Source organism: Pseudomonas sp. LBUM1678 (assembly GCF_059695575.1).
In genome coordinates this window covers 5,483,469-5,501,482 of sequence record NZ_CP166775.1, presented here as the reverse complement: position 1 = coordinate 5,501,482, position 18,014 = coordinate 5,483,469, and the positions used below count along the sequence as shown (strand labels likewise).

Annotated in this window: 14 protein-coding genes; 9 read left to right on the top strand and 5 right to left on the bottom strand. The window is 59.5% G+C overall.

All coding sequences use genetic code 11. The features are described from left to right. Positions 1-192 precede the first annotated feature (192 nt). From der to ACA070_RS24910, 3 genes are all read left to right on the top strand, one after another. Positions 193-1,662 carry a ribosome biogenesis GTPase Der gene (gene der / locus ACA070_RS24920; RefSeq protein ID WP_008147761.1) on the top strand — a complete coding sequence of 490 codons (1,470 nt, stop codon included), beginning with the start codon at positions 193-195 and terminating at the stop codon, positions 1,660-1,662. Positions 1,663-1,952: 290 nt separating this feature from the next. Then, on the top strand, positions 1,953-3,101 hold the full coding sequence (locus ACA070_RS24915; RefSeq protein WP_497448735.1) for a pyridoxal phosphate-dependent aminotransferase: 1,149 nt from the start codon (positions 1,953-1,955) through the stop codon (positions 3,099-3,101). Further along, on the top strand, positions 3,089-3,880 hold the full coding sequence (locus tag ACA070_RS24910) for an amidohydrolase (RefSeq protein WP_109634599.1): 792 nt from the start codon (positions 3,089-3,091) through the stop codon (positions 3,878-3,880). Before ACA070_RS24915 ends, ACA070_RS24910 begins: the two co-directional genes overlap by 13 nt. Positions 3,881-4,067: 187 nt before the next feature. Here the strand turns inward: ACA070_RS24910 and leuA are convergent, their stop codons facing one another. Then, the gene (leuA, locus tag ACA070_RS24905; RefSeq protein WP_131059371.1) at positions 4,068-5,747 is read right to left on the bottom strand and encodes a 2-isopropylmalate synthase; all 1,680 of its coding nucleotides are present in this window, start codon (positions 5,745-5,747) and stop codon (positions 4,068-4,070) included. A 165-nt stretch (positions 5,748-5,912) separates the two neighbouring features. On the opposite strand from leuA, the gene ACA070_RS24900 reads away from it, so the two are divergent. Together ACA070_RS24900 and ACA070_RS24895 are read left to right on the top strand one after the other, a co-directional pair. After that, the gene (locus tag ACA070_RS24900) at positions 5,913-6,146 is read left to right on the top strand and encodes a hypothetical protein (RefSeq protein WP_497448734.1); all 234 of its coding nucleotides are present in this window, start codon (positions 5,913-5,915) and stop codon (positions 6,144-6,146) included. Continuing rightward, on the top strand, positions 6,143-6,499 hold the full coding sequence (locus tag ACA070_RS24895; RefSeq protein ID WP_497448733.1) for a hypothetical protein: 357 nt from the start codon (positions 6,143-6,145) through the stop codon (positions 6,497-6,499). Before ACA070_RS24900 ends, ACA070_RS24895 begins: the two co-directional genes overlap by 4 nt. Positions 6,500-6,632: 133 nt before the next feature. Here ACA070_RS24895 and ACA070_RS24890 read toward each other — a convergent pair whose 3' ends face one another. From ACA070_RS24890 to ACA070_RS24880, 3 genes are all read right to left on the bottom strand, one after another. Continuing rightward, positions 6,633-7,454, bottom strand: coding sequence for a peptidoglycan DD-metalloendopeptidase family protein (locus ACA070_RS24890; protein ID WP_497448732.1), 822 nt, complete (start codon positions 7,452-7,454; stop codon positions 6,633-6,635). A gap of 3 nt (positions 7,455-7,457) precedes the next feature. Then, the gene (gene xseA / locus ACA070_RS24885; protein ID WP_497448731.1) at positions 7,458-8,837 is read right to left on the bottom strand and encodes an exodeoxyribonuclease VII large subunit; all 1,380 of its coding nucleotides are present in this window, start codon (positions 8,835-8,837) and stop codon (positions 7,458-7,460) included. Positions 8,838-8,926: 89 nt separating this feature from the next. Further along, entirely contained in the window at positions 8,927-9,874 is a 948-nt protein-coding gene (locus ACA070_RS24880; protein ID WP_497448730.1) for a LysR family transcriptional regulator, read from the bottom strand. Positions 9,875-9,974: 100 nt separating this feature from the next. Between ACA070_RS24880 and ACA070_RS24875 the strand changes: the two genes are divergently transcribed. The 4 genes from ACA070_RS24875 to guaA all read left to right on the top strand — a co-directional run bounded on the left by ACA070_RS24875 (position 9,975) and on the right by guaA (position 14,713). After that, the gene (locus ACA070_RS24875) at positions 9,975-10,742 is read left to right on the top strand and encodes a sulfite exporter TauE/SafE family protein (RefSeq protein ID WP_497448729.1); all 768 of its coding nucleotides are present in this window, start codon (positions 9,975-9,977) and stop codon (positions 10,740-10,742) included. Positions 10,743-10,906: 164 nt separating this feature from the next. After that, entirely contained in the window at positions 10,907-11,455 is a 549-nt protein-coding gene (locus ACA070_RS24870; protein WP_461988300.1) for a sugar ABC transporter ATPase, read from the top strand. 117 nt (positions 11,456-11,572) lie between these two features. Beyond that, positions 11,573-13,042 carry an IMP dehydrogenase gene (guaB, locus tag ACA070_RS24865; RefSeq protein WP_109634587.1) on the top strand — a complete coding sequence of 490 codons (1,470 nt, stop codon included), beginning with the start codon at positions 11,573-11,575 and terminating at the stop codon, positions 13,040-13,042. 93 nt (positions 13,043-13,135) lie between these two features. Beyond that, a complete protein-coding gene (gene guaA / locus ACA070_RS24860; RefSeq protein ID WP_266016673.1) occupies positions 13,136-14,713 on the top strand; it encodes a glutamine-hydrolyzing GMP synthase in 1,578 nt (525 codons plus the stop codon). Between the two features lie 70 nt (positions 14,714-14,783). Here the strand turns inward: guaA and ACA070_RS24855 are convergent, their stop codons facing one another. Then, on the bottom strand, positions 14,784-17,921 hold the full coding sequence (locus ACA070_RS24855) for a membrane-targeted effector domain-containing toxin (RefSeq protein ID WP_497448728.1): 3,138 nt from the start codon (positions 17,919-17,921) through the stop codon (positions 14,784-14,786). Positions 17,922-18,014 lie beyond the last annotated feature (93 nt).

Here is an 18,014-nt window from a genome sequence, read left to right as displayed (position 1 = left end):
TTGGACTGTAGGAGCGAGCCTGCTCGCGATGGACGTCAACGATTACGTTGGTGTCCTGAATAAACGCGGTGTATTGGCGTTTATCGCGAGCAGGCTCGCTCCCACAGACAAGCACGCAGTGATTGCCCCGAGCACCAGCCGCTGCCTCGCAGCGGCTTTTGTATTTTCTGAAATAACGAAGTGGAGAGCCGCATGGTTCCCGTAATCGCCCTGGTGGGCCGACCGAACGTCGGCAAGTCCACCTTGTTCAACCGCCTGACCAGGACTCGCGACGCCATCGTCGGCGACTTGTCCGGTCTGACCCGTGATCGCCAATACGGTGAGGCCAAGTGGCAAGGGCGTTCCTACATTCTGGTCGACACCGGCGGTATCTCCGGTGACGAGCACGGTATGGACGAAAAAATGGCCGAGCAGTCGCTGCTGGCCATTGAAGAGGCCGATGTCGTTCTGTTCCTGGTAGATGCCAAGGCCGGTTTCACCGCCGCCGACCAGATGATCGCCGAGCATTTGCGCAAACGTAACAAGCGTTCTTACGTGGTTGCCAACAAGGTCGACAACATCGACCCTGAAATGGCCCGCGCCGAATTCGCCCCGTTGGGCATGGGCCACGCGATCCCGATCGCCGGTGCTCATGGTCGTGGCATCACCCAGATGCTGGAAATCGCCCTCAGCGACTTCCCGAAAGACGATGACGAGCTGGAAGAAGGCGAGGAAGAGATCGTTGCCGAAGGCGAGGAAGCCAAGCGCATTCCTGGCCCAAGCGAAAAAGACGGGATCAAGATCGCCATCATCGGCCGCCCGAACGTCGGCAAGTCGACCCTGGTCAACCGCATGCTCGGTGAAGACCGTGTCATCGTCTATGACGAGCCCGGCACCACCCGCGACAGTATCTACATCCCGTTCGAGCGTAACGACGAGAAGTACACGCTGATCGACACCGCCGGTGTGCGCAAGCGCGGCAAGATCCACGAAGAAGTCGAAAAATTCTCCGTGGTCAAAACCCTGCAAGCGATCAAAGACGCCAACGTGGTGATCTTTGTAATGGACGCCCGCGAAGGCGTGGTCGACCACGACCTCAACCTGCTGGGCTTCGCCATTGAGTCGGGTCGTGCGCTGGTGATCGCGATCAACAAGTGGGACGGCATGACGCCGAGCGAGCGTGACTTCGTGAAGGTCGAGCTGCAACGTCGACTGTTCTTCGTCGACTACGCCGACATCCACTTCATCTCGGCCCTGCACGGCACGGGCGTGGGCAACCTCTACGCCTCCGTCCAGAACTCGTTCAAGTCTGCGGTCACCCGCTGGCCAACCAACCGCTTGACCACGATTCTGGAAGATGCGGTTGGTGAGCACGCGCCACCGATGGTCAACAACCGCCGGATCAAGCTGCGCTATGCCCACTTGGGTGGTGCTAACCCGCCGATTATCGTGATCCACGGTAACCAGATCGAGAAAGTGCCGAAGTCTTATGTGCGCTATCTGGAAAACACTTACCGTCGTGTGCTCAAACTGGTCGGTACGCCGATCCGTATCGAGTTCAAGGGCGGCGAGAACCCGTACGAAGGCAACAAGACCTCGCTCACCGACCGTCAGGTCAACAAAAAGCGCCGCATGATGTCGCACCACAAGAAGGCCGACAAAAAGCGCCGCGACAAGCGTTGATTCGGTTTCCCACACCTTTGTGTGTGGGCTTGTGTGGCGAGGGAGCTTGCTCCCGCTCGACTGCGCAGCAGTCGCAAAACCAGCCGACGCGTTCTATCTGAACGATCTCGGTTGAAGATATTGGGACCGCTTCGCGGTCCAGCGGGAGCAAGCTCCCTCGCCACAGGTGTGTGGTGAATGTTTTAGAAGAGGGGCGCCAGCGGGCGCCCTTTTTTTATGGGCGCCGGATGGGCTATCCTCGGGCTCTCCCGCGCCGCCGTTAGAGCCGGGTGTAGAGCAGGGAATCACCGATGATCACCAGTAAGCTGCCGAATGTCGGCATCACTATCTTCACTCAGATGTCTCAGCTCGCGGCGCAAACCGGGGCGATCAACCTGTCCCAGGGTTTTCCCGATTTCGATGCCCCGCAAGCCTTGTGCGATGCGGTCGGCCGCCACATCGCCAGTGGCCACAACCAATATTCACCGATGACCGGCCTGCCGGCGCTGCGTCAGCAGATTTCGGCGAAAATCGCCCGCAGCTACGGCGTCAACGTGGATGCCGACCATGAAGTGACGGTCACGCCCGGCGCCACTCAAGCGATCTTCTGTGCGATTCAGGCGGTTATCCACAGCGGCGACGAAGTGATCGTGTTCGATCCGTGCTACGACAGTTACGAGCCGTCGGTTGAGCTGGCGGGTGGTCGTTGTGTGCATGTGCAACTTGGGCTGAATGACTTTGCCATCGACTTCGAGAAGCTTGCCGAAGCGATTACCCCGCGCACCCGGATGATCGTTCTCAACTCCCCGCATAACCCGAGTGGCGCGCTGATCAGTCGTGCCGAACTGGATCAGTTGGCTGCGTTGATTCGGGATCGCGACATCTACATCGTCAGCGACGAAGTCTACGAACACCTGGTCTTCGACGGCGTGCCTCATGTCAGCGTGCTGAACCACGAAGAGTTGTATCAACGCGCCTTCGTAGTCAGTTCCTTCGGCAAGACCTACCACGTTACCGGCTGGAAAACCGGCTACGTGGTGGCCCCGCCGGCGCTCACTGCCGAGCTGCGCAAGGTGCACCAGTACGTCAGTTTCTGCGGCGTGACACCGCTGCAATACGCCTTGGCCGACTTTATGGCCGAACATCCTGAACACGTCGAAGAGTTGCCGGGTTTCTACCAGACCAAGCGCGATCTGTTCTGCGATCTGCTGGCGCCGTCGCGTTTCAGCTTCAAGCGGGTGACCGGCACGTATTTCCAGCTGGTCGATTATTCGCAGATTCGCCCGGACCTCAATGACGTCGAGATGGCGCTGTGGATGACCCGTGAACATGGCGTGGCGAGCATCCCGATCTCGGTGTTCTACCAGACGCCACCCGAGGGCCAGCGTCTGGTGCGCTTGTGCTTCGCCAAACGCGAGGAGACGTTGCGTGAAGCAGCGGCAAAACTATGCGTGATCTGAGTGCACTGCCCAATCTGAATGTCGCGCTGATCCAGACCACCCTCGCCTGGCATGACCGCCAGGCCAACCTGGAGCATTTCGAGCAATTGCTTGAGCAGGCTCGCGGGGCGGACCTGATCATTCTGCCGGAGATGTTCACCACCGGTTTTTCCATGGAATCGGAAACTCTCGCAGAAGCGGAAAACGGTCCGACCAGCAAATGGCTGCGCGTCCAGGCGGCAAAACTCGACGCGGTGATTACCGGCAGCGTCATCGTCCAGGCCGCCGATGGCAGCCACCGCAATCGTCTACTGTGGGCGCGGCCGGACGGAGAGGTCTGGCACTACGACAAGCGTCACCTGTTCCGCATGGCCGGCGAGCACAATCACTACACGCCGGGCGAGCGCCAGGTGCAGTTCGAACTCAAGGGTTGGCGAGTGCGGCCGCTGATTTGCTACGACCTGCGTTTCCCGGTCTGGAGCCGCGATGCCCAAGACACCGACTTGCTGCTCTACACCGCCAACTGGCCCGGAGCACGCCGCCAGCACTGGAACCGTTTGCTGCCGGCGCGGGCGATTGAAAACCTCTGCTACGTGGCCGCGGTGAATCGCATCGGTACCGACGGCAAAGGTTTTGCCTACACCGGTGACAGCCAGGTGCTGGATTTCCAGGGAGAGACATTGCTCAGTGCGGGCGAAGCCGATGGTGTGTTTCAGGTCGTACTGAATGCGGCGGATCTGCAAGCCTACCGCACACGTTTCCCGGCCAATCTCGATGCCGATACGTTCGAGTTCACCTGAAGTCTCGACAGCCTGAGCCGGCCTCTTCGCGAGCAAGCCCGCTCCCACATTGGATTTGTGTTCACACAGGTCAAATGTGGGAGCGGGCTTGCTCGCGAAGAGGCCATGACAAGCACCACAAAAATCACAGGCAAACAAAAAGGCCCCAAGGTTCTCACCTTGGGGCCTTTTGCATTTCAGCGAACGCTTACGCCGCTTTCGCTTCCGGCTGGCTCAGGGAGCGGTTCAGCGCGCTGAACAGGGCCTTGAAGCTCGCGGTGGTGATGTTTTCATCGATGCCGACGCCATGCACCGCACGTTCACCGTTCACACGCAGTTCAATGTAGGCCGCGGCCTTGGCATTGGTGCCCGCGCCGATCGCGTGTTCGTTGTAGTCCATGATCTCCACCGGAATCGGCAGACCGGCCACCAGCGCTTCCAGCGCACCGTTGCCCTTGCCGCGCCAGTGCAGGTTGGTTTCGCCCTGACCTTTGCCCGAGACTTCCACTTCCACGGCGCTGTGACCGTTCTCTTCCTGCAGGCGATGGCTGACCAGCGCATACGGGGTGTTGGCCTGCAGATACTCGCTGTGCAGCAAGGCGTGGATCTGTTGAGCGGTCATCTCAAGGCCCAGGCGATCGGTTTCACGCTGCACCACTTGGCTGAACTCGATCTGCATGCGACGCGGCAAGCTGATGCCGTATTCCTGTTCCAGCAGATAAGCGATCCCGCCCTTGCCCGACTGGCTGTTGACGCGGATCACCGCCTCGTAGCTGCGGCCGATGTCGGCCGGATCGATTGGCAAGTACGGCACTTCCCACAGTTCGTCCGGTTTCTGCTGGGCGAAGCCCTTGCGGATCGCATCCTGGTGCGAGCCGGAGAACGCGGTGTGAACCAGGTCGCCGACGTACGGGTGACGTGGGTGCACCTGGATCTGGTTGCACTCCTCGACGACTTTGCGCACGCCGTCGATGTCGGAGAAGTCCAGCTCAGGGTGAATGCCCTGGGTGTAGAGGTTCAGCGCCACGGTCACGAGGTCGACGTTACCGGTACGCTCGCCGTTGCCGAACAGGCAGCCTTCGACACGGTCGGCGCCGGCCATCAGGCCCAGTTCGGTGGCCGCAACGCCGGTGCCACGGTCGTTGTGGGTGTGCAGGCTGATGATCACGCTGTCACGACGGTTGATGTGACGGCCGAACCATTCGATCTGGTCGGCATAGATGTTCGGGGTCGCGCATTCGACGGTGGCTGGCAGGTTGAGGATCACCTTGTGCTCAGGCGTCGGATTCCAGACCTCGATCACCGCGTCGCAGACTTCCTTGGCGAACTCCAGTTCGGTCGCGCTGAAGGTTTCCGGCGAGTATTCGAAGGTCCACTCGGTGTTCGGCTGCTGGGCCGCGTATTTGACGAACAGCTTGGCGGCGTTCACGGCGATGGCCTTGACGCCGTCCTTGTCCTGGTTGAAGACGATGCGGCGGAAGGACGGGGAGGTCGCGTTGTACAGGTGAACGATGGCTTTCTTCGCCCCACGCAGGGATTCGAAGGTACGCTCGATCAGGTCTTCACGGCCCTGGGTCAGCACCTGAATGGTGGTGTCGTCCGGGATGTGGTTGCCTTCGATCAAGGTACGCACGAAGTCGAAGTCGGTTTGCGAAGCGGCCGGGAACGAGGCTTCGATCTCTTTCACGCCGACCTGCACCAGGGTTTTCCAGAAGCGCAGCTTCTTGACCGCGTCCATCGGCTCGATCAGCGACTGGTTACCGTCACGAAGGTCGGAACTGCACCAGATCGGCGCTGCGGTAATCGTCTTCGACGGCCAGGTGCGGTCTGGTATGTCGATGGTCGGAAACGCGCGGTATTTCGAAGACGGGTCTTTGAGCATGCTCATCGGGAAATCCTTATTGTGTGGGCCGAAAAAAGGCGGCCTGCCGGTGGATCAACTGTTCTTGGGAAAGGCGTAGGGCGAGGCACCGCGATTCAGCCTGGCAGTCGTGCGCTGACGAGGCACAGGCTGCGGTGCTGGCGAAGCTGAATGAGGGTATGCGAGGTTTTCATGCCTTCAACCCTAACCGCCGTGGTTGAGGATGGCAAGCAGTCGAAAAAAATTGAGAGGAATACTCGAAAAAGCGCTTATGCCGCGATTTTATTGCTTCGAATGGTCGTGATTGTTTTGATGTTTGCGCGAGGTTTGAGCGTTGCGCAATTGAAAGTTGGCGGTCTTGTGTCGGTGGGCGCAGCTATTCTTAAAGCCTCAACCAGGCGACTGGAATGCGGGAGTCGGCAATGAACGAGTCGGATTGGAAGCTTTATAGCGCGCTGCGCCCGAAGGCGCATGAACGGATGTGCATTCGGATCATGGAGGAGGTCGAGCGTACGGTTCTCGACACAAGCCTGGCGCCATATGACCGGATCGAAGCCAGCGAAGAACTGCTGAAGGCCGGGCAAAAAGAGCTGTATTGGGCGTTTGGCGTTTTCAGGTTCTCACGCCATGAGGCCCGCTCTCACTTGCTGGGGTTGTGTGCCCGCGGGTTGATCACGGCGGAAGAATTGGCTGGCTTCTCGGAAGAAACTCAAACCTGGATCAACCATTGTCTGGCGGACCGGGAGGTCCATGGGATTGAGGACTTGGAAGCGGAATAAGCCGCGTTCTTGAGATCGCCTTCGCGGGCAAGCCTCGCTCCTACAGATATTGGGTGATCACACGATTTGGTCACGACGCAAATCTGTAGGAGCGAGGCTTGCCCGCGAAGAGGCCGGCAGCCTCAACGACTATTTATGGCTGAAATGCACCAATAAAAATCGCCGGATCCACCCGCGCATCATTCAGGCTGACATTCCAGTGCATATGCGGCCCGGTCGCCCGCCCGGTAGAACCCACCTTGCCCACCACTCCACCACGCGCCAGCTGCTGCCCCACCTTCACATCAATCTTCGACATATGGCAGAACATGCTGATAAAGCCCTGCCCATGATCGACAAACACCGTGTTGCCGTTGAAAAAGTAGTTGCCGATCAAAATCACCTTGCCCGCCGCCGGGGTCTTGATCGGTGTGCCGGCCCCCACGGCGAAATCCAGGCCTGAGTGAGGATTACGCTCTTCACCATTAAAGAACCGGCGCACGCCGAACTTGCTCGACAGCGGCCCGTTGACCGGTTTGTCCAGCAGCAGGTTGCTTGGCGTGTTCGGGCTGAACGTGCGGTAGGCAGCGATCTGCTCGGCCAGTTCGCCTTCGATACGCTTCAGATTCTCCGGGTTCGGATTGACCTGCTGCGTGTTCTTCAGGGTGATGTGCTGTTCCGGGTACTTCTTGCTGCCGACCGTGAAACTCAGATTACGACCGCCGCTGCTGACCTGCTGCGTCCCCGGTTTAACCGTCAACGGCACGCCGACAATCGCCAGCCAATTGCTCTGTTCCTTGACCACCAGCACCGGTTTGCCTTGATAACTGGCTTTTGGCGCCTGGGCAGCAGTGCCCAGATCCACCACGGCCACGCCACCCGGCACCGGTTTGTTCAGCAGGCGGGTGATGTAACTGTCGGCGTGGGCATTGAAGGTCAGGCACAACAACAGCAGCGGAGCTAAAAAACGCGGCATGGATCAATCCAGTAAAGAAAGGGTGACAGGCGTCAGGTGATTGTCTTCGACCCGGACTTGCAGCTCGCCGTCTCCCAGTTTGGCTTTCAGCCGTTGACCGGGGTGGGTTTGCTCGGCACTGCGAATCGCGTTGCCGCGTTCATCCAGCAAAATGCTGTAGCCACGGGCCAGCGTCGCGAGCGGGCTGACCACCTGCAGCGTCTGCACCTGACTTTGCAGTTGCAGACGACGGGACTTGAGCCCTTCGCGCATCGCACGCGGCAGGCGCTCGGCGAAGCTGTCGAGGCGCTGACGAAGCATCGCCAGTTGCCGTCCCGGATGCTGCCCGGCGAGGCGGGTCTCCAGACGGATCAAGCGTTCGCGGCGGGTATTGAGGCTGCGTTCGAACGCGCGGCGCATGCGCATGTCCAGGTCATCCAGGCGTTGCGCCTGTTGGCGCAGACGCTCGCCAGGATGACGCAGGCGACGGGACATACCTTCCAGGCGCAAGCGGTCGCGCATCAAGCGGTCGCGGATGCGCATCACCAGACGACGATGCAGGCTCTCGACCCGGCGCACCAGGTCGCTGGAATCCGGTGCGAGCAATTCGGCGGCAGCGGAAGGCGTCGGGGCGCGGACGTCGGCGACGAAGTCACTGATCGAGACGTCGGTTTCATGGCCGACGGCGCTGACAATCGGCGTCACGCAGGCATCCACGGCGCGGGCCACGGCTTCTTCGTTGAAACACCAGAGGTCTTCCAGCGAACCGCCGCCACGGGCGAGGATCAGCGCATCGAAACCGCGAGCGTCCGCCAGTTTCAGTGCGCGGACGATCTGCGCAGTTGCTTCGCGGCCCTGCACGGCGGTCGGGATCAGCGTCAGCTGGACCTGCGGCGCGCGGCGGCGAAATACACTGATGATGTCGCGAATTACCGCGCCAGTCGGCGAACTGATAATGCCGATGCGCTGCGGATGCGCCGGCAACGGCACTTTGCGTTCGGCGCTGAACAGGCCTTCGGCGCTGAGTTTTTCCTTCAACGCATCGAAGGCCAGACGCAGTGCACCGTCACCGGCCGGCTCTACGGTGTCGAGGATCAACTGATAGTCGCCACGCCCCTCGAACAGCGAAACCTTGCCGCGCACCTTGACCGCCAGACCGTCTTTCAACGCCTGACGAACCCGCGCCGCGTTCTGCCGGAACAACGCGCAACGCACTTGGGCGCCGCTGTCCTTGAGGGTGAAATACACGTGGCCAGACGCCGGCCGGGCGAGGTTGGAGATTTCGCCTTCGACCCAGATATTGCTGAACACGTCTTCAAGCAACACCCGCGCACGGCCGTTGAGCTGGCTGACAGTCAGGACTTCACGGTCCAGGCCGAGTCTTGCAAAGGGATCTTTAATCATGGGGCGCAGTTTAAAGGCATTCGGCGGTGAATCTCCATGAGCCAGCAAAAATCCCCTGTAGGAGCGAGCCTGCTCGCGATGGCGGTGTGTCAGTCGACTGAAATATTGAATGTGAAAACGCTATCGCGAGCAGGCTCACTCCCACAGGTATTTGTGCAGGTGTTGATGAAGTGTTGGACCAATGCGGTGGGATTTTGCTTGCAGGCGAGGGCGACAGTGCTGTGGCAATCCGGGTCGGCCAACGGCAGGAAACGGATGTCGGGCGGCGCAATGTCCTGCATCGACTCCGGCAGCAGGGCGATGCCGAAACCGGCCTGAATCAGTTGCAGTTGCGTGGTTTTGCGCGACACCACCCGCGCCGCTTTCGGGAAAAAGCCCTGACGCATGCATAACTCGGCGGAAAGATAACTCAACCCGCCACGCTGCGGATGAGGAATGGAGATAAACGCCTCATCCTTCAACTGCGACAGATTGATCCTCAGAGGGGACTTATCCACAGCCAGCCGATGATTGGGGGGAACGGCCAGCAGCAATCGTTCGCTATACAAAGGAACAATCTGCACGCCTTCACGCTGGCGCAACACCGGCAGGCGCAGCAGTCCGACATCCAGCCGACCGTCGGCCAATGCTTCAAGTTGCGCTTCGGAAGACAGCTTGGCGATGTCCATGGACACGCCGACATGCGCATCCAGATAGTCGCTGATACCTCGCAGCAGGCGGCCACTCATGGGCACGGTGCTGGAGTGGCTGAGGCGCAAGGTGCCGAGTTCGCCATTGCCGACCTGGGTGGCCATCTCACTGGCTTTGGTCAGCTCATTGAGCAGGTTTCTGGCCCGGGGCAAGAAGGCTTCACCGGCCGCCGTCAGTCGGGGCTGGCGTGCGGTGCGCTCGAACAATGGCGTTTGCAGCCGCGTTTCCATGTCCTTGATTTGCCGGCTCAGGGCCGACTGAGCAATGAACAATCGTTCGGCCGCGGCACTGAAACTCCCGCAGTCGGCGATTTCCACGAAGTAACGCAATTGGCGGGTAGAAAGCACCAGGCATGCCTTTTTGAGATGGGTGGACGGCTTTGATGATATTAGTCGCAAGACTCGGTGCTGGCTAAAGTCATCCCGGGTATTCAAGGAAGCCGTGCAGATGAATGTGCTTGAGATGTTGAACCAATGGCCATTCGGCGCCACGGATTGGCTGGTGATTGGATTGGGCATTGCCCTGGCGTACATCGTGTTTGGCATCGCCGGGTTTGGTACCGCGTTGGTGGCGGGGCCGATTCTGATTCTGTTCATGCCGCTGTCGAAGATCGTGCCGTTGCTGGTGCTGCTGGATTTCGTCGCGGCGTTCGGCAATCTGCTGCCTTCGCGACGGGAGGTTGCGAAACCCGAGTTGCTGCGGCTGCTGCCCTGCATGGCGGTGGGTTGCACGCTGGGGGTGATCTTTCTGCTGAACCTCAAATCCGATGTGTTGTTGCTGTTGATGGGGCTGTTTATCAGCGCCTATGCGATTTACAGCCTGTGGGTCAAAACCCGGCCGACGCAATTGTCCGCCGGTTGGGCCGTGCCGATGGGCACGGTGGGCGGGCTGTTCGGGGCTTTGTTTGGCAGTGGCGGCTTTTTATATGCGATCTATTTGAACAGCCGGTTGCCCAAAGAGGCGGCGCGGGCGACCCAGAGTGCGCTGATCAGTTGCAGCACCGTGGTGCGCCTGAGTCTGTTTGCCGTCGCGGGTGTCTATGCCGAGCTACCCTTGTTGGTATTGGCGTTGTGTTTGTTGCCGGCCATGGCCTTGGGGTTGTGGATCGGCCGGCGGTTGACCATGAAATTGTCCCGCGAGGCGTTCGTGCGGCTGGTGACCTGGTTGGTGCTGGCGAGCGGGATTGCCTTGATCGGGCGTTATTTGAGTACTTGACCGGATTTCGTCAGGGATTAAGCTGCCGGCCGCAAAACCCTGTGGGAGCGAGCCTGCTCGCGATGGCGTTGGGTCAGTCAACATCACTGTTGGCTGGAACGGCCCAATCGCGAGCAGGCTCGCTCCCACAAGGGCGGATCACTCAGTATTAGCAGGCTTGCACCATGAACTCCCAAAGCATCATCGTCCCGAAAATCTCCACGCTGCCGGTGCACGAACCCCGGGCCCGGGCGGTTGTGCGCTGGCTGGTGCGCAAGAACATCATCAAGGAAGAGCTGACCACCTGTGGTCGTACCGGCAACCGCATGGCCCACGCCATCGCCGACGGTGCCCGCGCGGTGGTGTTGCATCCACAGGCGCTGCCGTTCAGTGAGCCGATCAATGGCCTGGAGATCATCACCAAGCGTTGCATCTATACGCCGGCCAAGGGATTCCTGGAGGAAGCGGGTTGCGCCGAGTGCCGCAAGGAAGTCGGCGAAGCGCTGTTCGACAGCCTGGAAGACTGGATGCCGGGGCGCACCGATAACTTCACCTGCCCGGAATGCGGGCATGAAGACGACATCAACGGCTTTCTATTCCTGCAGGAATGCGGTTTTTCCAACCTTGGATTCATCTTTAATAACTGGGCCGAGGCCGGGTTCAAGCAGAGCTTTATCGATGAGTTTGCCGATTGGCTGGATCAGCCAGTCAGTTGGGTGAAAGTCGAGCTGTAGGACGCGACAATCCCCGTATATCAGCAATGCTGATAATAGACAGAGTTTTACATTGAACCCGAGGGGGTGTCTGACTATAATGGCGCGCTTCCATTTTCCCGCTCGGGAGCCCCCGCGATGCTGCGTATCAGCCAAGAAGCTCTGACATTCGACGACATTCTCCTAGTGCCTGGTTATTCCGAGGTGCTTCCTAACGAAGTCAGTCTCAAGACCCGCCTAACCCGTGGCATCGAGCTGAATATTCCTCTGGTTTCTGCCGCCATGGACACCGTCACTGAAGCCCGTCTGGCAATTGCCATGGCTCAGGAAGGTGGCATCGGCATCATCCACAAGAACATGACCATCGAGCAGCAAGCTGCCGAAGTCCGCAAGGTCAAGCGTTACGAAGCCGGTGTGGTCAAGGACCCGATCACTATCGAGGCTGACGCCACGGTTCGTGAACTGTTCGAACTGACCCGCCAACACAACATCTCCGGCGTTCCGGTTTTGCACAATGGCGACCTGGTCGGCATCGTCACTTCCCGTGACGTGCGTTTCGAAAACCGTCTGGAAGCCACTGTCCGCGAAGTGATGACGCCTAAAGAGCGTCTGGTCACCGTCAAGGAAGGCGCCGACAAGAACGACGTTCGCGAGCTGTTGCACAAGCACCGCATCGAACGCGTCCTGATCGTCGACGACAAATTCGCCCTCAAAGGCATGATGACCGTCAACGACATCGAAAAAGCCAAGGCTTACCCGCTGGCCAGCAAGGACGATCAAGGTCGTCTGCGCGTTGGCGCTGCTGTCGGTACCGGTAAAGACACCGGTGACCGCGTAGCCGCCCTGGTCAACGCCGGCGTTGACGTGGTGGTGGTCGACACCGCACACGGTCACTCCAAAGGCGTGATCGACCGCGTTCGCTGGGTCAAACAGAATTTCCCTGAAGTGCAGGTCATCGGCGGCAACATTGCCACCGGCGCTGCCGCCAAGGCCCTGGCCGAAGCTGGCGCTGATGCAGTCAAGGTCGGTATCGGCCCGGGCTCGATCTGCACCACCCGTATCGTCGCCGGTGTCGGCGTCCCGCAAATCAGTGCCATCGCCAACGTCGCCGCTGCCCTTGAAGGCACAGGCGTTCCGTTGATCGCCGACGGCGGCATCCGTTTCTCCGGTGACCTGTCCAAGGCCATCGTAGCCGGTGCTTCCTGCGTGATGATGGGCTCGATGTTCGCCGGTACTGAAGAAGCGCCAGGCGAGATCGAACTGTTCCAGGGTCGCTCGTACAAGGCTTACCGCGGCATGGGTTCGCTGGGCGCGATGTCCCAGGCTCAAGGTTCCTCCGACCGTTACTTCCAGGATTCCTCGGCAGGCGCCGAGAAACTGGTACCGGAAGGCATCGAAGGGCGTGTTCCTTATAAGGGCAGCCTGAGCGCCATCATCCATCAACTGATGGGCGGCCTGCGTTCCTCGATGGGCTACACCGGCAGCGCCGACATCGAAGAAATGCGCACCAAGCCTGAGTTCGTGCGGATCACCGGCGCCGGCATGGCCGAGTCCCACGTCCACGACGTACAGATCACCAAAGAAGCGCCAAACTACCGCGTAGGTTGATGCTTCCAGCAAAAAGTTAAGTAACCGGGGCTGTTTTCAGCCCCGAGTTGTTTCTGATTTTCTTCACCGAACTGCATAGACGAGACTGACCACATGGCCCTCGACATTCACGCTCACCGCATCCTGATCCTCGATTTCGGTTCCCAGTACACCCAGCTGATTGCCCGCCGCGTGCGTGAAATCGGCGTGTACTGCGAACTGCATCCGTTCGATATGGATGAAGACGCGATTCGCGAATTCGCTCCAAAAGGCGTCATTCTCGCCGGCGGCCCCGAGTCCGTGCACGAAGCCAACAGCCCTCGCTGCCCGCAAGCGGTGTTTGACCTGGGCGTACCGGTCTTCGGTATCTGCTACGGCATGCAGACCATGGCTGAACAGCTGGGTGGCAAGGTTGAAGGTTCCGAACTGCGTGAGTTCGGTTACGCCCGTGTCGACGTGGTCGGCAAGAGCCGCCTGCTCGACGGCATCGAAGACCACATCGACGCCGACGGCCTGTTCGGCCTCGACGTGTGGATGAGCCACGGTGACAAGGTCACCAAGATGCCGCAGGAATTCCACATCCTGGCCAGCACCCCGAGCTGCCCGATCGCCGGCATGTTCGACGACGCTCGCGGTTACTACGGCGTGCAGTTCCACCCGGAAGTGACCCACACCAAGCAGGGCGGTCGCATCCTGTCGCGCTTCATCCTCGACATCTGCGGCTGTGAAGCGCTGTGGACACCGTCGAAGATTGCTGAAGACGCCATCGCTCAGGTTCGCGCCCAGGTCGGCACCGACAACGTATTGCTCGGCCTGTCCGGCGGCGTTGACTCCTCGGTGGTTGCAGCGTTGCTGCACAAAGCCATCGGCGACCAGCTGACCTGCGTCTTCGTCGACAATGGCCTGCTGCGTCTGCACGAAGGCGAGCAAGTGATGGCCATGTTCGCCGAGAACATGGGCGTCAAAGTGATCCGCGCCAACGCTGAAGACCAGTTCCTCGACAATCTGGCTGGCGAAAGCGACCCGGAGAAGAAGCGCAAAATCATCGGCCGTACCTTCATCGACGTCTTCGATGCCCAGTCCAACAAACTGGACAACATCAAGTACCTCGCTCAGGGCACCATCTACCCGGACGTGATCGAGTCGGCTGGCGCGAAAAGCGGCAAGGCTCACGTAATCAAGTCGCACCACAACGTGGGTGGCCTGCCGGAAGAAATGAACCTCAAGCTGGTTGAACCCCTGCGCGAGTTGTTCAAGGATGAAGTCCGTCGTCTGGGCCTGGAACTCGGCCTGCCGTACGACATGGTCTACCGTCACCCGTTCCCAGGCCCGGGCCTGGGCGTGCGGATCCTCGGTGAAGTGAAAAAGGAATACGCCGACCTGCTGCGTCGCGCCGACCACATCTTCATCGAAGAACTGCGCAAGGCCGACTGGTACCACAAGGTCAGCCAGGCCTTCGTGGTGTTCCAACCGGTGAAATCGGTTGGCGTTGTTGGCGATGGCCGTCGTTACGCCTGGGTCGTTGCCCTGCGTGCCGTGGAAACCATCGACTTCATGACCGCGCGTTGGGCTCACCTGCCTTACGAACTGCTGGAAACCGTCAGCGGCCGGATCATCAACGAAATCGAAGGCATCTCCCGCGTCACCTACGACGTGTCGAGCAAGCCGCCTGCGACGATTGAGTGGGAGTGATCCCGGTCTGACTGTCGCCTGTAACACCTGAAAGGCCCCGTGAGCGTAAGTTCACGGGGCCTTTTGCGTATCAGGCAGCTACAGCGGGCAGGCGTCCTTCCAGTGTCAGGCCTATGCGATTGAGGGCGTGTGTAAGGCTGAGCAGATTTGCGAAGGTCACTTGGTCAACAGCAGGCCAGGCCGGACGGTTGATCCGAAAGCCGCTATCCATTGCTCGCTCGATTGTCGTTCGCACAATCTGGTTGGTGCGGCTGCGATGAATCAGCGTGTAGGTTTCCTCCGACCTTTCAATGGTGAACATGCCTTGGCGGAACAGCAACTGATTGATCTGCTCGGGCGTTCGTTGAATGAACGGCGTCGGCATCTGCAGGCTGATGTCGGCGTACAGGGTGTTGGAATTGCCGCGCATCTGGAAGTTTACTCCCGCAACGTCATGGCCTACTTCGATGCCATGGTCGATGTCCAGGTGCTGACTCTGTTCGGGTCGCACTTCTTCGATGCGCAAACCGATACCACCCTCCGTTTCGCTGATGCCGGCCATTCCCCTGAACGTGTTGGTACTTTCCTGGTCGGTGAGCGCCAGCCATTTTCCGCCGCCGTTGCGGGCTTGAGTGGCCTGCATGATGGTGTGGGTGAGGTAGGTCTTGACTGATTGCCGTGACATGGCGCCCACGGTCGATTCTGTGTAGCGATAACTTGCCAGGCAGTCAGTGGCCTGGATTCGAATGCCGTGCTGTCGGGCCGATTTGACGACCTCCAGCGGCGTGAACTGTCCCGCAGGATCGCCTGGCAGCTTTTTCAGGTACTTCGCCAGCATGGCATTCATCTTCCCGGTCTCGGCGAAGTTGTTCAGGTCGACTTGATTGAAGTCGTTGAGCAGACGATGCATGTAGATCGTCTTGACGCCTCTCTTGGCCAGCGTCGGCATGTTTTCGATCAGGAACCGCATGCTGGCAATACGATCCTGACTTTCACCGACCACCAGCCCCGGCGCTGCATCGAATATCTTCTCGATGAGTTCGGTAACCGTCGTGGATGGCGTGATCACGGGCTGGACTGGGCGGGGAGGCAGCGAAGCGAAAAAGTTCTTGGGCATCTGGAATCCGGTTGCGTCCCTGACCAGTGCCGAGTGATGTCCGGCGACAAACTCTTCGTAGTGGGAGAGCCCTCTGATTTGTCCACCAGGCATGTTAATGACTTTTATATGGGTTTCCGGTTTGCCCAAAGCCAGGGAGGTCAGTGACCGGCCGTTGGGGGCATCGTATCGGGTCAAGTGCGACAGATCATTTGCTCTGGGCGGCACTGGAGCGGTGGGCTGCACGGGAGCAGCGGGCGGCACTGGAGCGGTGGGAGGCACTGGAGCAGCGGGCTGCACTGGAGCGGTTGACTGCACTGGAGCAGCGGACCGGGAGGGTCCGGGAACTGGCTTGCTGAGACCTTTGCCGCCAGCGGTTAATCGGAGTTTCGGCGCCAACTCCCATTCACCTTCGGCATTCAGGCGTACCGGAATCGACCCAGTGAAGGCATGCGGGTTTTCTGGGTCGATGATTGCCCAGGTTCCGCCGCCGTTAACGTCTGCCTCATAACGCACGTAGTAAGCCTGCTCGTTTATCAGGATGGCGTTGGATGGCTGTGAATCGAGTGTGTAGACACCCTGGAATTTCCCAGTGGTGGCTATGGGGTAGCTTTCAAGGATTTCATTGCTCTGCCAGTGCTCTGGCACCTCAAGCGCTTGCGCGGTTTCATCGGGCGGACCTGGTAACTTTCCAGGTTGCAGGGTGACTTCCTCCGATTCGTCGGGCGCCTGCGGATCTTGCGTGCCGACAGTTTCTTCTGGATCGAGCGTCTTGTTCAAGTCCGCCATCTCGGCCGCTTCTGCCGCCTCAGCCCCGGCTTCGTCCAATACACTGGCGTCCTTGAGCAGCGGAATGTTGAACAGCACATTGATGCCATCGAGCACCGCGCCAATGATGCCTGCCTTGCGTTCCACCGCTGTTTTGCCATTGACCGCCTTGTCGATGTTCAAGCCCATCGCAGCGATGCTGGCCCCGATCACCGGCAGCGCGATTGGCCAGCCCAGAACCGTCAATGGACCCAAAACATGCAGCCCGGCAGACAGGTAACCGAGCCAAAGCTGCTTGCGCATTTGGCCGTGGGTTACCAGCGTCAGATCGGCCTCTTCCAGCATCGTGCTCTGGACCGCCCAGCTCTGCCAGGTGAACGCATCACCGCTGATGGTGATGTTTTTCTGATTGATCAAGCGATGGTCATATTTACCCCAGGTGCCGACCAACTGGTTCATCAGCGGGGTGATGTTGTCGTGGATTTCTTTACGCACGGACAACGGAAAATGGGTCATGAACTCCGTACGGGGCTGCTCTTCATTCATTTGCAGCAAGATCCACCAGTGCATGTCCGTCAGTGTCGGATGCACGTGGAAGGGTTGTGCGGCGCCGGGGACGTAAGTGATCTGCCGATCTTTTTGGTCGACGATGCGCAGAATATCGGTGGCGACATGCCCTGCGATATCCAGGGCGCAGACACGAAGATCCGAAGGCGAAGCGGTTTGAGACTGCAGGGTCGCCAGGCTGATTGGCCAGGACGCGCCACCGACGACGGCCCTTACGACGGTCTGAAAATCCTCCTCTTCCAGTTGACCGCCTTGCCGCGCCTCGACGGCTTTGCTGAGGTAGTTACATTTGGCCAGGGTCCGGAAGTCATCGAAGTGTGTCGTCCAGAAAGCGTACAGTTTATTCAGATAGCGTTCACTGAGGTTCATCTCCCACAGGTCCGTGAGGACCTTGCTGGGGTACATCCGCACTTCGTTGGTTTCATTGAAAATACTGGCGTTTGCATCCGCAGTGTAAAACCCGCCATTACTGTTCAGTTCGAGGGCGTCGTCTTGATCGGTCACGCGGTACCCATGGATGACCAGTTGCGTCAGGGTCAATGATTCACAGGGGTTGGGGGCGTGCTCCCAACTCAGAAAAGCCTTTGTGCTGCTGGCCGAGACGTTGTCAAACCGATGCCACCAGACCTGATCCGGGTCCATGTCGGTGATACCGTGTTTTTTCAGGATTTCGCTGGCGACCGCATGGGCTTCTTCTTTCAAGCCCGGGCAGGCTGTCACGACGACGGGGGCAATCGTTAACAGTTGCTCCTTATCGGCGGCATTGGGTAACGCTTGAGTACTCTGATCAACGGGCATGCTCTCGCTCCTTGAGAAATGGGCCGTGAGGATTACCCATTTGCTCAAGGCAAGTGCACTACATAGTTATGCCCCAACCCGATTCGCGACCGT

Excerpts from the sequence above, each read along its gene's own strand:
- der (WP_008147761.1), top strand. The coding sequence starts at position 193 with ATGGTTCCCGTAATCGCCCTGGTGGGCCGACCGAACGTCGGCAAGTCC.
- ACA070_RS24915 (WP_497448735.1), top strand. The coding sequence starts at position 1,953 with ATGATCACCAGTAAGCTGCCGAATGTCGGCATCACTATCTTCACTCAG.
- ACA070_RS24910 (WP_109634599.1), top strand. The coding sequence starts at position 3,089 with ATGCGTGATCTGAGTGCACTGCCCAATCTGAATGTCGCGCTGATCCAG.
- leuA (WP_131059371.1), bottom strand. The coding sequence starts at position 5,747 with ATGAGCATGCTCAAAGACCCGTCTTCGAAATACCGCGCGTTTCCGACC.
- ACA070_RS24900 (WP_497448734.1), top strand. The coding sequence starts at position 5,913 with ATGCCTTCAACCCTAACCGCCGTGGTTGAGGATGGCAAGCAGTCGAAA.
- ACA070_RS24895 (WP_497448733.1), top strand. The coding sequence starts at position 6,143 with ATGAACGAGTCGGATTGGAAGCTTTATAGCGCGCTGCGCCCGAAGGCG.
- ACA070_RS24890 (WP_497448732.1), bottom strand. The coding sequence starts at position 7,454 with ATGCCGCGTTTTTTAGCTCCGCTGCTGTTGTTGTGCCTGACCTTCAAT.
- xseA (WP_497448731.1), bottom strand. The coding sequence starts at position 8,837 with ATGATTAAAGATCCCTTTGCAAGACTCGGCCTGGACCGTGAAGTCCTG.
- ACA070_RS24875 (WP_497448729.1), top strand. The coding sequence starts at position 9,975 with ATGAATGTGCTTGAGATGTTGAACCAATGGCCATTCGGCGCCACGGAT.
- ACA070_RS24870 (WP_461988300.1), top strand. The coding sequence starts at position 10,907 with ATGAACTCCCAAAGCATCATCGTCCCGAAAATCTCCACGCTGCCGGTG.
- guaB (WP_109634587.1), top strand. The coding sequence starts at position 11,573 with ATGCTGCGTATCAGCCAAGAAGCTCTGACATTCGACGACATTCTCCTA.
- guaA (WP_266016673.1), top strand. The coding sequence starts at position 13,136 with ATGGCCCTCGACATTCACGCTCACCGCATCCTGATCCTCGATTTCGGT.
- ACA070_RS24855 (WP_497448728.1), bottom strand. The coding sequence starts at position 17,921 with ATGCCCGTTGATCAGAGTACTCAAGCGTTACCCAATGCCGCCGATAAG.